Source organism: Stenotrophomonas sp. YJH_SMC_17 (genome assembly GCF_059371655.1).
Map to the genome: position 1 here is coordinate 40,745 of NZ_JCAFUU010000002.1, position 14,401 is coordinate 55,145.

Consider the following 14,401-nt stretch of genomic DNA (forward strand, 5'->3'; position numbering starts at 1 on the left):
CCTCGATGAAGCGGGCGCGCGCAAGCGTCATGCCCCGCCCTGGATGTTGGCCTTCACCGCCGGCTGCATCAGCGCCGGCTCGGCCAGCGTGGCATCGCGGGCCTGGCGCACGCTGACGAACTCCGCTTCGGCCACGCCGTCATGCACGTGGATGTTGTGCGCGCGCTGTTCGCCGATGGTGGTTTCGTTGGCGAAATCACGACCGCCCGGACCGTAGTCGTGGCAGACGAATACGCGGGTCGCGTCGGGCAGGGCCAGCAGACGCTGGATCGAACGGTACAGCTGCGCGGCATCGCCGCCCGGGAAGTCGCAGCGGGCGGTGCCGCCGTCTGGCATGAACAGCGAGTCGCCGGTGAACAGTGCATCGCCGATCAGGTAGGCGACGCTGTCGCTGGTATGCCCGGGCACGGCGATCACGCGTCCATCCAGTCCGCCAAGGGCGAAGGTTTCGCCATCGCTGAACAGGTGGTCGAAGATGTCATCCGCAGCAGGAAGCCGCAGGCCATAGCGCGGTGCAAACGTCGCCTGCACCGCACGGATGCCTTCGCCGATGGCGAGCGTGGCCTGCGGGAAGCGCTGCTTGAGCCGACGCCCCGCCGACACATGGTCGGCGTGGGCGTGGGTTTCCAGCAGCCAGCGCAGCTGCAGGCCCTGCTGTTCGATGGCCTGCAGCACGTCGCGCAGCGGTGACTCGCTGCTGGCGTCGGTGTCCGGGTCGTAGTCCAAGACCGGGTCGATCAGCGCTGCCTCGCCGCTGGCCGGATCGCTGGCCAGGTAGCTGAAGGTATTGCTGTCACGGTGGAAGAACGACTGCACCTGGACTGACATTGGAACGCTCCTCAGCGCGTGCCGAGCACGCGGTTCAGCAACTGCGCCAGGTTCTCGCCGGCCAGTCGCAGCTGCGCTTCGGCCAGCGGCCGGTAGCGCTCGGTGTATTCATCACCGATCTTACGCGTGGCCGGATAAACGCCAGCTTGCATGGAAATGCGGCAGCTGGCCTCGGCCCAGGCCTGGGGGTCGCGCTGCGGGTTGGACTGGCGTGCCAGCTTCGGCGCGCGCTGGCTCTGCAGCAGCGGCAGGTAGCCGGCATCGTCCAGCTTGCGGGTGTTGAGCATGCCGCTGTCCCACAGCGAGTGCAGGTTGGTACCGCGGTTGCCGAACTGCAGCTGGAAATCGTTGCCGCCCTTGTCATGGGCGTAGCCGGCGTGCATCGGCTGGTGGATGTCACCCACCAGGTGCACGACGAACTTCAGCGCCTGCAGGCGCTCGCCGTCGGTCAGGCTGCGGTCGCCGAGGATGGCACTCTGTGCTTTCAGTGCCTCGACAATGCAGTTGCCGCTCTTGCAGTGCTTCGGTGCTTCGTAGTGGCAGTTGTCTTCGGCGATGTTGACGTAGTGCCAACCGGCCGAGCGACGGCCCAGGCCGGGGTCCTTGGCGCGCAGCTGATCGGCCCAGGGCGCGATGCTGGCCAGGGTGGCGTCTGGCTCGGTGGCCAGCAGACGGTCCACTTCGGCGCGGGCGGCGGGGTTGAGGCGGGCGTCGGCGACTTCGGCAACCAGGCGGTGGCCTTGTGCGCCCCAGGCATGGGCCGGGGCGGAAGCGGACAGCAGGGCCGGCGCCAGGGCGGCGGCGAGGAACAGGGAGTGCAGGGCTTTCATGCGCACATTCTAGCGGGCCTCGGCAGGCCCGGGCTTGATCACGCCTGGCGTTCGCCACGCGGCCTTGATGCGGCGGCCGCTAGGGTGGCCCGTGCACATGCGGGGGAGGGGCCGATGGCGATCACGGACAGGCGCATCACGGTCGAGCATCCCGATGACGGCGGGTTCGCCGCCGCGTTCGATGCCCAGGTGGTCTGGCGCATGCGCTGGGCCTGCGCCGTGGCAGGCGCGTTCTCGCTGGGCTTTGCCGTGCTCGATACCTACTGGTTGCCGCCGGACGTACACGCGCCGGTGCTGCGCTGGCGGCTGGGCGTTCTGCTGCCGGCACTGCTGCTCGGCGTCGCGCTGACCTTCGTGCCGGTGCTGCGGCGCCACCTGCAGTGGCTGGGCGGCAGCGTCGTGCTGGTCAGCGGGCTGGCGCTGGTGACCATGATCTGGACCGCGCATCGTGCCGGCGTGAACTACCCCTACGAAGGCATCAGCCTGTTCCTGTTGCTGAACTACTTCCTGTGCGGGCTGCGTTTCGGGGTGGCGACGCTGACCGGAACCCTGATCGCGCTGGCGTTCGTGCTGGCCGAGCTGCAGGTGGGCCGGCACTGGGCGCAGATGCTGCAGAGCGTGATGTTCGTGCTGGCCAGCAACCTGGCCGGCATTGTCGGCAGCTACATTTCCGAACGGCAGGCGCGTGCAACGTGGCGGGCCGAGCAGCGCCTGGATGCATTGGCCAACCACGATGGGCTGACCGGACTGCTGAACCGGCGCGCCTTCGATCGCCAGGCCAACCAGATCTTCCAGCGCTATCTGCGTACGTCGCATGCGCGTGGCGCACTGCGCATCGCCATGATCGATATCGACTACTTCAAGCGCTACAACGACCACCACGGCCATCCCGCCGGCGACACCGTGCTGCATGCGGTGGCGACGACCCTGGCTGCTCAGCTGCGTGGTAGCGACTCGGTGGTGGCGCGCTACGGCGGCGAAGAGTTCGTGGCGCTGGGGCACTGGGCGCCGGGACAACCGGAATCAGCGCCGTTCGAGCAGCTTCGGCAACAGGTGCAGGCGCTGGCGATCGCACATGCCGATTCGGATGCGGCCCCGGTGGTGAGCGTGAGCATCGGTGTCGCACGCTGGCATGACGATGGTGGCGATACGCTGGAACAGGCATTGGCGCGGGCCGATGCAGCGCTGTACCGCGCCAAGGAAGGCGGCCGCAACCGGGTGGAAGTGGCGCCGGATCAATAATCGACTGAAAGCGAGCCGTGCTCGGCTGCTTTTCTTCGGGTACCTGCGCGCTCCGCGCGATAGCCGAGCATGGCTCGGCTCTACAGATGAGCGCGCCTCTGCATGCTTTCCAAAAAAAGCCCCGGCAAAGACCGGGGCAACATGCTGCGAGGGTTTTGCGTTCAGCGGGGGAGCGGGGGAAGCCCCCGCGCCCGGCACACGCTTAGAACTTGAAGACGTACGACGCGCCGTAGACCAGCGGATCGATGTTGACCGTGCCGATCTTCTCGCCGTTCAACTTCACCTTGCTGTCGATGTCGATCCAGCGCATGTCCACGCGCAGGGCGCCCTTCTCGCCGATCGCGAAGTCGATGCCGGCATGCGCGGCCAGGCCCCACGAATCCTGCAGCTTCAGCTTGCTGCCGGCCAATGCGCCGGTGGTGTCTTCGCTGAAGAAGGTGGTGTAGTTCACGCCGGCGCCGACGAACGGCGAGACCTTGCCCTTGCTGTTGAAGTGGTACTGCAGGGTCACCACCGGCGGCAGCTGCTTGGTGCTGCCCACGCGGCCCAGGCCGTTGATGTTGATGTCGTGCTTGAACGGCAGCGCGGCCAGCACTTCGATGCCCAGGTTGTCGGCGATGAAGTACTCGCCGGTGATGGTCGGCTTGACGTCGTTGTCGACGTCGACCTTCAGGGTGTGGCCGGCCAGCCAGCCGTTGTTCGACTTCGGCGCCACCTGGTGGACGCCGGCCGAGACGGTCCAGTCACCCTTGGACTGGGCCATGGCCGGGGCGGCGGCGAGGGTCAGGGCGGCGGCCAGGCCGGCCAGGATCAAGGGGGAGGTCTTGCGCATGGGGGTGATCTCGTTGCTGGGTGGATGGCGACAGTCTCGGCCTCACGCCGCGCTAACGCTTTGATCCGGATCAAATCCTGTCCGCCCGCCCTCTGGCGCGGGGGCTGGCCCACGGTGGCCTGCCCCGGTTTGCTAGACTTGTGGGCCCTATCCATCCCGCCGCACCCGTCGCGGCCGCAGGAGCTTGAGAACATGGCAATCAAGGTTGGTATCAACGGTTTCGGTCGCATCGGGCGTAACGTCCTGCGCTCGGCGGTGCTGAACTTCGGCGACGACATCGAAATCGTGGCCATCAACGATCTGCTGGAGCCGGATTACCTGGCGTACATGCTCAAGTACGACTCCGTGCACGGCCGCTTCAAGGCCGACGTGGCCGTGCAGGGCAACGACCTGCTGGTGAACGGCAAGAAGATCCGCCTGACCCAGGAACGCGACCCGGCCAACCTGAAGTGGGACGAAGTCGGCGCCGACGTGGTGCTGGAAGCCACCGGCCTGTTCCTGACCAAGGAAACCGCGCAGAAGCACATCGATGCGGGCGCGAAGAAGGTCATCATGTCGGCCCCGTCGAAGGACGACACGCCGATGTTCGTGTTCGGCGTGAACGACAAGACCTACGCCGGCCAGGCCATCATTTCCAACGCGTCGTGCACCACCAACTGCCTGGCCCCGCTGGCCAAGGTCATCAACGACAAGTGGGGCATCAAGCGTGGCCTGATGACCACGGTGCATGCGGCCACCGCCACCCAGAAGACCGTCGATGGCCCGTCCAACAAGGACTGGCGCGGCGGCCGTGGCATCCTGGAAAACATCATTCCGTCGTCCACCGGTGCGGCAAAGGCCGTCGGCGTGGTCATTCCGGAACTGAACAAGAAGCTGACCGGCATGAGCTTCCGCGTCCCGACCTCCGACGTGTCGGTGGTCGACCTGACCGTCGAGCTGGAAAAGGAAGCCACCTACGCCGAGATCTGCGCCGAAGTGAAGGCACAGAGCGAAGGCGCGCTGAAGGGCATCCTGGGCTACACCGAAGACAAGGTGGTGGCCACCGATTTCGTCGGTGAAACCCACACCTCGGTGTTCGACGCCGACGCCGGCATCGCCCTGGACGGCACCTTCGTCAAGCTCGTGTCGTGGTACGACAACGAGTGGGGCTATTCCAACAAGTGCCTGGAAATGGCCAAGGTTGTCGCCGCCAAGTAAGGCCGGCGAAGATCGCACGCGGACCCCGGCCTGGCCGGGGTTCGTCGTTTATGGGGCCGGCCCTGTCGTAGCATGGCCCGGTCGACCGCTGCCGCTGGGGCGCGGGATTGCAATGGAAGCATGCAATGGAAGCATTGATAGCCCTGGTGGTACTGGTTCTGCTGGCCATCCCGCTGCTGCTGGTGGTGGCGCTGGTGATGATTGCTGGCCTGCGCCGCCGTGTGGCCGCGCTGGAAGGTGCCCTGGCCACCATGCCGGCCGCCCGGCCTCCCGCTGCGGCCACCGCCACCGAAGCGGCGCCTGCTCGGCCGGTGGCGACGCCTTCGGCCAGCGCCGATCCGCCGTTCCTGCGGCCGGTGGCGGCTACACCACAACCGCCGCCGGCGCCGCAGCCGCCGGCGCCGGAAGCCCCGCCTGCCGACACGCCTGCGCCCCGTGCCGTCACGCCGCCGCCGGTACCGGTGGCGCCACCGCTGCCGGCCGAACCGGCATTGCCGAATTTCATCGAACGCGGCATCGGCGCGGTCAAGCGCTGGTTCACCGAAGGCAACGTGCCGGTGAAGATCGGCATGCTGGTGCTGCTGGCCGGTGTCGCCGCGCTGCTCAAGTACGTCAGTGACCAGGGCTGGCTGGTGCTGCCGATCGAACTGCGCCTGGCCGGTGTCACCGTGGGTGCACTGGCACTGTTGGCGTTCGGCTGGCACCAGCGCGAGCGCCGGCGCCTGTTTGCACTGGCACTGCAGGGCGGTGCCATTGGCGTGCTGCTGCTGACCATCTTCGCCGCGTTCAAACGGTTCGAGTTGCTCAACCCCGGGTTTGCCTTCGCCAGTTCGATCGCGCTGGTGGCAGGCCTGTGCGTGCTTGCGGTGGTGCAGAACTCGCGAACGCTGGCGGTGCTGGGCATCCTGGCCGGCTTCATGGCGCCGTTGTGGCTGTCCACCGGCCGCGGCAATCACGTGGGGTTGTTCAGCTACTACGCGGTCCTCAATGCCGGCGTCTTCGCCATCGCCTGGTTCCGTCCGTGGCGCGCGCTGAACCTGCTGGGCTTTGCCTTCACCTTCGGCATCGGCACGTTCTGGGGCGTGCTGCAGTACGCGCCGGACAAGTTCAGCAGCACCGAGCCGTTCCTGCTGCTGTTCTTCGCCTTCTACCTGCTGATCCCGCTGCTTTACGCACGCCGGCAACCGGCCGGCCGGCGCGACCTGGTCGATGGCAGCCTGGTGTTCGGCACGCCGCTGGTCGCGTTCTCGCTGCAGGCGGGCATGCTGCATGAGGCGCCGATGACGCTGGCACTGTGCGCGCTCGGCCTGGCCGCGGTCTACGCGGTGCTGGCGTGGGCGTTGATCCGGCGCGCGTCGTACACCGTGCTGGCGCAGTCGCATGCCGTGCTGGCGGTGGGCTTTGCCACGCTGGCGGTGCCGCTGGCGCTGTCGGCACGCGCCACCGGTGCGGTGTTCGCGCTGGAAGGTGCCGGCCTGGCCTGGTTGGGCCTGCGCCAGAAGCGCTGGTTGCCGCAGGTGTCCGGTGCACTGTTGCAGATCGGCGCCGCGTTCGCCTTCGTGGCCGGCGGCGACCACTGGCACGAGGACCTGCGCTTCCTGATCAATCCGACCGCCATCGGCGCGCTGCTGCTGGCGCTGGCAGGTTTCGCCTCGGCATGGAGCTACCAGCGCCGGCCGCGCCATGAGATCGCACTGGTCTACTACCTGTGGGGCCTGCTGTGGTGGCTGGGCGGCCTGGTACACGAGATCACCCGTTTCTTCCCGTACCGCATCGAAGTGGATGCGCTGCTGGTGCTGGCTGCGGTCACGGCCTGGCTGGCCGCCGAAGTGCAGCGCCGCCAGCCGGCCCGTGCGCTGGGCGTGACTGCGCTGGCGATGCTGGCGCTGGGCTTCCCGCTGGCGCTGATGCAGAGCGACGCGCACCAGCAGCCGTTCGCCGGCTACGGTGCGTTGGCCTGGGCGGTATTTGCCGTGCTCGGTGTGCGCACGCTGCTGTGCCTGCGCCAGGGCGGTGACAGCGTGGCGCGCATCGCGCAGTTCCTGTGGTGGCTGCTGTGGCCCTCGCTGCTTTCGTTGCTGGCCCTGTGGGGCGGCGGCGAGGCCGGTCTGGCACAGGGCTGGACGACGCTGCTGGTGACGCTGCCGTGGCTGCTGATGGCGTCACTCTCGCTGTGGCGCTGGAATACGCTGCGCTGGCCATTGGGTGAAGCGTTCGATCCCATGCGCACGCCGCTGCAGTGCGTGCTGTTCGGCCTGCTGTCGATCGGCTGGCTGTTGGGTCAGCTGTTGCCGGGCGATGCTTCTCCGTTGCTCTGGCTGCCGGTGCTGAACCCGGCCGAGCTTGGGCAGTGGCTCAGCCTGTTGCTGCTTGCGCGCTGGCTGTACAGCGACCAGGCGCCGAAGGCACTGCTGGGTATACGCATGCCGCTGCTGTCACTGGCAACGTTCGTTGCGCTGACCAGCGTGGTGCTGCATGGCGTGCACCAGTGGGGCGGCCTGTCGTGGAACGCGTCGATGATGCGCTTCAGCCTGGCGCAGACCAGCCTGACCGTACTGTGGAGCGTGCTCGGCGTGATCGCCTGGGTATGGGGTTCACGTCGCGGCCAGCGCGTGTTGTGGATGGTCGGTGCCGTGCTGATGGGCGTGGTGCTGGCCAAGCTGGTCATCGTCGATCGCCAGCACCTGGGCAACCTGCTGGGCATCGCATCGTTCATCGCCTACGGCCTGCTGTGCACCGTCGTGGGTTATCTGGCACCGGCACCGCCCAGCGCGGCGCCGACTGTGGAGGAAAAACAATGAAAACGTGGAGCAGGGCGCGGCTGCCGGCGATGTTCGGCCTGCTGGCCGCCGTCGCGGTACAGGCCGCCGATTACCGCACGCAGTACGCCGAACAATGGCCGCTGACGTTGTCCAGCGCGCAGTCCGGTGCCTATCGCGTCGTGCTGGAGCCGGCGATCTACCGTCGCGCCGGTACCGCGGACCTGAGCGATCTGCAGGTGTTCAATGCCGCGGGCCAATCGCTGCCGTCCGCCTTGCTGGCGCCCGATCAGCCGCTGGCGCAGCCACCGGTGCAGCGTGAACTGCCCTGGTTCGCACTGCCGCCGCTGGCCGAAGCGCAGCGCAACGATCTGCAGTTGCTGACCGAGCGCGATACCGATGGCCGCGTGCGTCGCGTCGAAGCACGCGTGAGTGGCGGTGCGGCGGCGAGCGGGCAGGGGGGCTGGCTGATCGACGCCAGCGTGCTCGGCCAGCAGCCGGTGGCGGCGCTGGTACTGGATTGGGCCGACAGCGGACAGCCGCTGCAGGCACAGGTGCAGCTGGATGCCAGCGACGACCTGCAGCACTGGCGCCCGATCGGGCGCGATATCCCGCTGGTCGACCTGCAGCGTGCCGGCAAGCGCCTGCTGCAGCGCCGCCTGCAGGTGGACGGCGAGGCCCGCTACCTGCGCGTGCTGGCGCAGGGCGATGCGCGCCTGCCGACGCTGCGCAGCGTACTGGCCGAGCTGCCGCCGGCGCCGGCCACACTGCCGTGGGAGTGGCTGTCGCTGGAGCCGACCTCGCAGGGCAAGGGTGAATACACCTTCGAAATGGATGGCCGGTTCCCGGTTGCGCGTGCCGACGTGGCCAGCACCGACAACAGCCTGGTGCAGTGGACATTGTTCAGCCGCGACAACGAGAGCGCGGAGTGGCAGCGCCGCAGTGCGCCTTGGATTGCCTACCAGCTGCAGCAGGGTACGCAGGGCCCGCGCCAGCAGTCGGCGGCACAGCCGCTGGGGGGCGTGCATCGCGACCGCTACTGGAAGCTGGTTGCGAATCCTGCCGAAACCGCGACTGCGCCGTCCCTGCGCCTGGGCTACCAGCCGGAAGTGCTGGTGTTCCTGAGCCAGGGCGCGGCGCCCTATGCGCTGGCGGTGGGCAGCACCACTGCACGCAGGATGGAGGCGCCGATCGGCGTGCTGATTGAAGAGCTGCGCCAGCGCAATGACCCGTCATGGCAGCCGACGCTGGCGCGCCTGGAGGGCAGCCCGGAGCCGCTGGCGGGTGACGCGGCGCTGCAACCGCAGCGTGACTGGAAGGCGTGGTTGCTGTGGGCCTTGCTGGGGCTGGGTGTGCTGGTGGTGGGTGGCCTGGCGGTCAGCCTGCTTCGGCAGAAGCCTGCGCCTTCGGCGTAGGTTCGGGCGAACGGCGGAGCCCCTCGTGGGTGGGGTGGGTCGTGTAAAGCAGAAGCAAAAGCCGCGCTTGGCCGGGCGGGGTGGGTTCGCGGGAGACGCCGTGAACCCACCCCGCCCGGCCTCTGACAGTTTCCGGTTGCTTCCACCCACGGAAGAGAAAGAAGAAGAGCAAAAGCAGCCTGGCTGCGCGCTTCTTGTAGAGCCGAGCCCACGCTCGGCTGCTGTTCGCGGTAGATCCAGCCGAGCATGGGCTCGGCTCTACAGAACAGCTGACCCCTTCCTTCTTCATCCGACACCGCCCCGGCCCACCCCCAGCATCATGAAGCGCCAGCGCTTTGGCAGTTGCTGTTGCCGTTGCCGTGCGCCTCTGCCTGCCGCAGGCATCGACCCCCCCACCACCCGCACCCGATACAATGGCCGTCTGCCGTAGCCCGGCATCCCGTCCCTGAGCCAAAGAGTTGCCCATGTCCATCGTCCGCATGACCGACCTCGACCTCTCCGGCAAGCGCGTGCTGATCCGCCAGGATCTGAACGTGCCGATCGAGAATGGCCGCATCACTTCCGAACAGCGCATCACCGCTTCGCTGCCGACGCTCAAGCGCGCACTGGAGCAGGGCGCCGCAGTGATGGTCACCTCGCACCTGGGGCGCCCGAAGGAAGGCGTGTGGAGCGAAGCCGAGTCTCTGGCGCCGGTCGCCCAGCGCCTGTCCGAGCTGCTGGGCCGCGAGGTTCCGCTGGTGCGCGACTGGGTCGACGGCGTCGACGTGCAGCCGGGCCAGCTGGTGCTGCTGGAAAACTGCCGCATGAACGTCGGCGAGGGCAAGGACGATGAAGCCCTGTCGAAGAAGTACGCGGCGCTGTGCGATGTGTTCGTGATGGATGCCTTCGGCACCGCGCACCGTGCCCAGGCCTCCACCCACGGCGTCATCCGCTTCGCCCCGGTCGCTGCCGGTGGCCCGCTGCTGATGGCCGAACTGGACGCGCTGGCGCAGGCGCTGGATGCACCGGCCAAGCCGCTGCTGGCCATCGTGGCCGGCAGCAAGGTCAGCACCAAGCTGGAACTGCTGGCCAACCTGGTCGGCAAGGTGGATCAGCTGATCGTCGGTGGCGGCATCGCCAATACCTTCATCGCCGCCGCCGGCTACAACGTCGGCAAGTCGCTGTACGAACCGGACCTGCTGGATACCGCGAAGAAGATCGTGGCCGATGCCAAGGCGCGTGGCGCCGACATCCCGCTGCCGGTGGACGTGGTCACCGCCAAGCAGTTCCTGCCTGATGCCGCCGCGGAAGTGAAGGCGGTCGACGCCGTTGCCGAAGACGATCTGATCCTGGACATCGGCCCGCAGACCGCCGCGCAGTACGCGCAGCTGATCGAAAAGGCCGGCACCGTGGTCTGGAACGGTCCGGTCGGTGTGTTCGAGTTCGAAGCTTTCAGCAAGGGTACCGAAGCACTGGCCCGCGCCATCGCCAGCTCGCCGGCCTTCTCCATCGCGGGCGGTGGCGATACCCTGGCGGCGGTCGACAAGTTCGATATCGCCAAGGACGTCAGCTACATCTCCACTGGTGGCGGCGCGTTCCTGGAGTTCCTGGAAGGCAAGATCCTGCCGGCAGTGGCGGCACTCGACGCGCGCGGCGCATGAGTGCCGACCACGGCAAGGATGTCCTGTTCTTCGACCTGGACGGCACGCTGATCGATTCGCAGGTGGGCATCACCGCCTGCATCGCCTATGCGCTGCAGAAGATGGACCATCCGGTACCGGCGCAGGAAACGCTGCTGGGCTGGATCGGTCCGTCGCTGCGCACCACCTTCGCGCCGCTGTTCGGTGAACCGGCGCGGGTGGAGCAGGCGGTGGACTATTACCGCGAGCGCTTCGACGCCGAAGGTTGGCGCGAGCACACGGTGTACCCGCTGATGGAAGACACGCTGCGCACGCTGCATGGTCGTGGCCACCGCCTGGCGGTGGTTACGGCCAAGAACGAGCCGCACGCGCGGCGCATCCTCGCCCATCTGCCATTTGGCGGATTGTTCGAGGAGATCGTCGGTTCGACCCTGGATGGCTCGCGCAGCCACAAGCCGGAGCTGGTCGGTGAAGCGCTGCGTCGGCTGCAGGTGCAGCCCGCGCAGTGCTGGATGATCGGCGACCGGCGCATGGACATCGAGGGCGCGCGCCACCACGGTCTGCGAAGCGTGGGCGTGCTGTGGGGTTTCGGCGGTGAAGCCGAACTGACCGAAGCCGGTGCCGGCCAGCTGGCCCGTGAGCCGGCGCAGCTGACCACGCTGTTGGCCTAGGCGCCTGTAGAGCCGAGCCCATGCTCGGCTGCTTCGGCGTGTGGCCAGCCGAGCATGGGCTCGGCTCTACAGAATGCCCTGCGCCAGCGTATGTCCGGACCATGTCCTCTCGATGACCCGCGGAGTCAGACAGCACAAGGCTGTAACCGTATACATGCGGCGTGAAGGATGTGCTAATTTCCGTTCTTTATCGGGAGAGGCCCATTCACCATGTTCGAGCGTCAGCGTCGCACCAAGATCCTTGCCACCCTCGGTCCGGCCACCGATCCGCCGGGCGTGCTGGAGGATCTGTTCCGCGCCGGTGTCAACGTGGTGCGCCTCAACTTCAGTCATGGTGACCCCTCCGGCCAGGCCAAGCGTGCCGCCGAAGTGCGTGCCGCCGCCGCCCGCGTGGGCGTGGAAGTGGGCATTCTGGCCGACCTGCCGGGCCCCAAGATCCGCATCGAGCGCTTCGCTGAAGGCAAGGTGCAGCTGAAGGCGGGCGACCGCTTCGACCTGATCGCCAGCGAGAACGCCGGTCCGGGCAATAGCAGCCAGGTCGGTGTCAGCTACCTCGGCCTGCCGCAGGACGTGGGTCCAGGCGACGTGCTGCTGCTCGACGACGGCCTGATGCAGCTGCAGGTGGTGGAAGTACAGGGCGATCGCATCGTCAACACCGTGCTCAACGATGGTGTGCTGTCCGACCGCAAGGGCCTGAACAAGCAGGGTGGCGGCCTGTCGCTGGGCGCGCTGACCGAGCGTGACAAGGAACTGATCGGCATCGTCGCCAAGATCGGTGTCGACTTCATTGCCGTGTCGTTCTGCCGCAACGCGCAGGACATGAACGATGCGCGTGACATCGCACGCTCGCACGGCTGTGATGCGGCCCTGGTGTCGAAGATCGAGCGCACCGAGGCGATCGAGAACCTGGAAGAGATCGTCGAGGCCAGCGACGTGGTGATGGTCGCGCGTGGCGATCTGGGCGTGGAAATCGGCGATGCCGAGCTGCCGGGCCTGCAGAAGAAGATCATCAAGGCCTCGCTGGCGCAGAACAAGGTGGTGATCACCGCCACGCAGATGCTGCAGTCGATGGTGGAAAGCCCGATCCCGACCCGTGCCGAAGTGCTGGACGTGGCCAACTCGGTCATCGATGGCACCGATGCGGTGATGCTGTCGGCCGAAACCGCCGCCGGTGCCTATCCGGTGAAGGCCGTGGAAGCGATGGCGCGCATCTGCCTGGGCGCCGAGCGCCAGTTCCAGACCGAGACCGACTTCAACGCCTCGCCGCGCAACCTGGAACGTGCCGACCAGGCCATTGCGATGGCCACCATGTTCCTGTCGCAGCACGTGGGCGTGCGCGCGATCGTGGCGATGACCGAATCCGGTGGTACCGCGCGCTATCTGTCGCGTTTCCGCGCCAAGGCACCGGTGTTCGCGGTGACCCGCCATGACGGTGCACGCCGACAGATGGCGCTGATGCGCGATGTCTACCCGATCAACTTCGACAGCCGTGGCCTGACCCCGCGCGAAGCCGCGCGTGGCAGCATCCGCCTGCTGGTCGAATCGGAACTGCTGCAGTCTGGCGACCGCGTGGTGTTCACCAGCGGCGAACACATGGAAACCCTGGGCGCTACCAACACGCTGCGCCTGCTGGAAGTAGGCGACGACGGCCGCGCCATCGGCCTGGGCGACCTGTAAGCGGAACCGCCGGGCCAGGGTCAGAGCCCCTGCGGGGATCTGACCCCAGGGCCGGATCCCCGCAGGGGCTCTGATCCCATGGCACAGGACATACGGTGTCCTGTGTGGACATTGGAATCGTTTCCATCCTGACCTCGACACCGGGGCAACGGGTGGCGGGGCTATACTTACGTTTTTCCCGCACCCGCCACAGGAAATACATGAGCATCGAACAGCTGGCCGAAACCGCCCAGGCCATGGTCGCCCCGGGCAAGGGCATCATCGCGATCGACGAATCCACCGCTACCATCGCCAAGCGTTTCGCCGGCGTCGGTATCGAGAACACCGAGGAGAACCGTCGTGCCTACCGCGAGCTGCTGCTGACCACGCCGAAGCTCAACGAGCACATTTCCGGCGCCATCCTGTACGACGAAACCATCCGCCAGTCGACCAAGGACGGCGTGCCGTTCGCCAAGTACATGGCCGACCACGGCATGATTCCGGGCATCAAGGTGGACAAGGGTGCACACCCGCTGGCCGGCTGCCCGGGCGAGCTGGTCACCGAAGGCCTGGACGGCCTGCGTGAGCGCCTGCAGGAGTACTACAAGCTGGGCGCGCGTTTCGCCAAGTGGCGTGCGGTCATCAACATCGGCGAGAGCATTCCGTCGGGCACCTGCATCGAATCCAACGCGCACGCACTGGCCCGTTATGCCGCCCTGTGCCAGGAATGCGGCCTGGTGCCGATGGTTGAGCCGGAAGTGATCATGGACGGCGACCACGACATCGAGACCTGCTACGAAGTCACCGAAGCCACCCTGCGTTCGCTGTTCGACGCGCTGTACCAGCAGAACGTGCTGCTGGAAGGCACCATCCTGAAGGCGTCGATGGTCATCTCCGGCAAGAACTGCGATGAGCAGGCCGACGTCGAGGAAGTGGCCGAATCGACCGTGATGTGCCTGAAGAGCACCGTGCCGGCGATCCTGCCGGGCGTGGTGTTCCTGTCCGGTGGCCAGAGCGACGAGCAGTCGACCGAACACCTGAACGCGATGAACCAGCTGGGCAACCTGCCGTGGCCGCTGAGCTTCTCCTACGGCCGCGCCATGCAGCAGGCCGCACTGAAGCTGTGGGCCAAGGACATGAAGGGCAACTACGCCGCTGCCCAGAAGACCGTGTACGAGCGCGCCAGGGACAACGGCCTGGCTGCGCTGGGCAAGTGGAACGGTTGATCCGTCCCATCGCTGGATGAACAGGGCAACGCCGGCATCACGCCGGCGTTTGCTTTTGCGGGTATCGTTTCCGGCCCCGCGCGCCCGGCCGGCACGCGGGAACTACATGGAAGGCCAAGGAGAAAC

General features: G+C 67.2%; 11 protein-coding genes. 8 read left to right on the forward strand and 3 right to left on the reverse strand.

All coding sequences use genetic code 11. The features are described 5' to 3' along the window. Positions 1 to 27 precede the first annotated feature (27 nt). Together AC5P8Z_RS05355 and AC5P8Z_RS05360 are read right to left on the reverse strand one after the other, a co-directional pair. Positions 28 to 828 carry an MBL fold metallo-hydrolase gene (locus tag AC5P8Z_RS05355; RefSeq protein WP_286069667.1) on the reverse strand — a complete coding sequence of 267 codons (801 nt, stop codon included), beginning with the start codon at positions 826 to 828 and terminating at the stop codon, positions 28 to 30. A gap of 11 nt (positions 829 to 839) precedes the next feature. Further along, the gene (locus tag AC5P8Z_RS05360; RefSeq protein WP_019660010.1) at positions 840 to 1,658 is read right to left on the reverse strand and encodes a S1/P1 nuclease; all 819 of its coding nucleotides are present in this window, start codon (positions 1,656 to 1,658) and stop codon (positions 840 to 842) included. Between the two features lie 114 nt (positions 1,659 to 1,772). On the opposite strand from AC5P8Z_RS05360, the gene AC5P8Z_RS05365 reads away from it, so the two are divergent. After that, a complete protein-coding gene (locus AC5P8Z_RS05365; RefSeq protein ID WP_495228365.1) occupies positions 1,773 to 2,900 on the forward strand; it encodes a GGDEF domain-containing protein in 1,128 nt (375 codons plus the stop codon). A gap of 202 nt (positions 2,901 to 3,102) precedes the next feature. Here AC5P8Z_RS05365 and AC5P8Z_RS05370 read toward each other — a convergent pair whose 3' ends face one another. Continuing rightward, positions 3,103 to 3,732, reverse strand: coding sequence for an OmpW/AlkL family protein (locus tag AC5P8Z_RS05370; protein ID WP_295566675.1), 630 nt, complete (start codon positions 3,730 to 3,732; stop codon positions 3,103 to 3,105). 192 nt (positions 3,733 to 3,924) lie between these two features. Here AC5P8Z_RS05370 and gap point away from each other — a divergent pair, with 192 nt between their 5' ends. The 7 genes from gap (at position 3,925) to AC5P8Z_RS05405 (ending at position 14,275) form a co-directional block, all read left to right on the forward strand. Beyond that, on the forward strand, positions 3,925 to 4,929 hold the full coding sequence (gene gap, locus AC5P8Z_RS05375; RefSeq protein ID WP_019660012.1) for a type I glyceraldehyde-3-phosphate dehydrogenase: 1,005 nt from the start codon (positions 3,925 to 3,927) through the stop codon (positions 4,927 to 4,929). 125 nt (positions 4,930 to 5,054) lie between these two features. After that, complete coding sequence (locus tag AC5P8Z_RS05380) at positions 5,055 to 7,730, forward strand: DUF2339 domain-containing protein (protein ID WP_495228367.1); 2,676 nt, start codon at positions 5,055 to 5,057, stop codon at positions 7,728 to 7,730. After that, positions 7,727 to 9,103: a DUF3999 domain-containing protein gene (locus AC5P8Z_RS05385; RefSeq protein WP_495228369.1), complete on the forward strand. Its 1,377-nt coding sequence runs from the start codon at positions 7,727 to 7,729 to the stop codon at positions 9,101 to 9,103. Before AC5P8Z_RS05380 ends, AC5P8Z_RS05385 begins: the two co-directional genes overlap by 4 nt. 464 nt (positions 9,104 to 9,567) lie before the next feature. Then, positions 9,568 to 10,743: a phosphoglycerate kinase gene (locus AC5P8Z_RS05390; protein WP_495228370.1), complete on the forward strand. Its 1,176-nt coding sequence runs from the start codon at positions 9,568 to 9,570 to the stop codon at positions 10,741 to 10,743. After that, the gene (locus AC5P8Z_RS05395) at positions 10,740 to 11,393 is read left to right on the forward strand and encodes an HAD hydrolase-like protein (RefSeq protein ID WP_286069659.1); all 654 of its coding nucleotides are present in this window, start codon (positions 10,740 to 10,742) and stop codon (positions 11,391 to 11,393) included. The genes AC5P8Z_RS05390 and AC5P8Z_RS05395 overlap by 4 nt, the downstream gene beginning before the upstream one ends. 210 nt (positions 11,394 to 11,603) lie before the next feature. Further along, complete coding sequence (gene pyk, locus AC5P8Z_RS05400) at positions 11,604 to 13,070, forward strand: pyruvate kinase (protein ID WP_286069658.1); 1,467 nt, start codon at positions 11,604 to 11,606, stop codon at positions 13,068 to 13,070. Between the two features lie 200 nt (positions 13,071 to 13,270). Then, positions 13,271 to 14,275 (forward strand): class I fructose-bisphosphate aldolase, encoded by a 1,005-nt coding sequence (locus tag AC5P8Z_RS05405; protein WP_286069657.1) that lies wholly within the window; start codon positions 13,271 to 13,273, stop codon positions 14,273 to 14,275. Positions 14,276 to 14,401 lie beyond the last annotated feature (126 nt).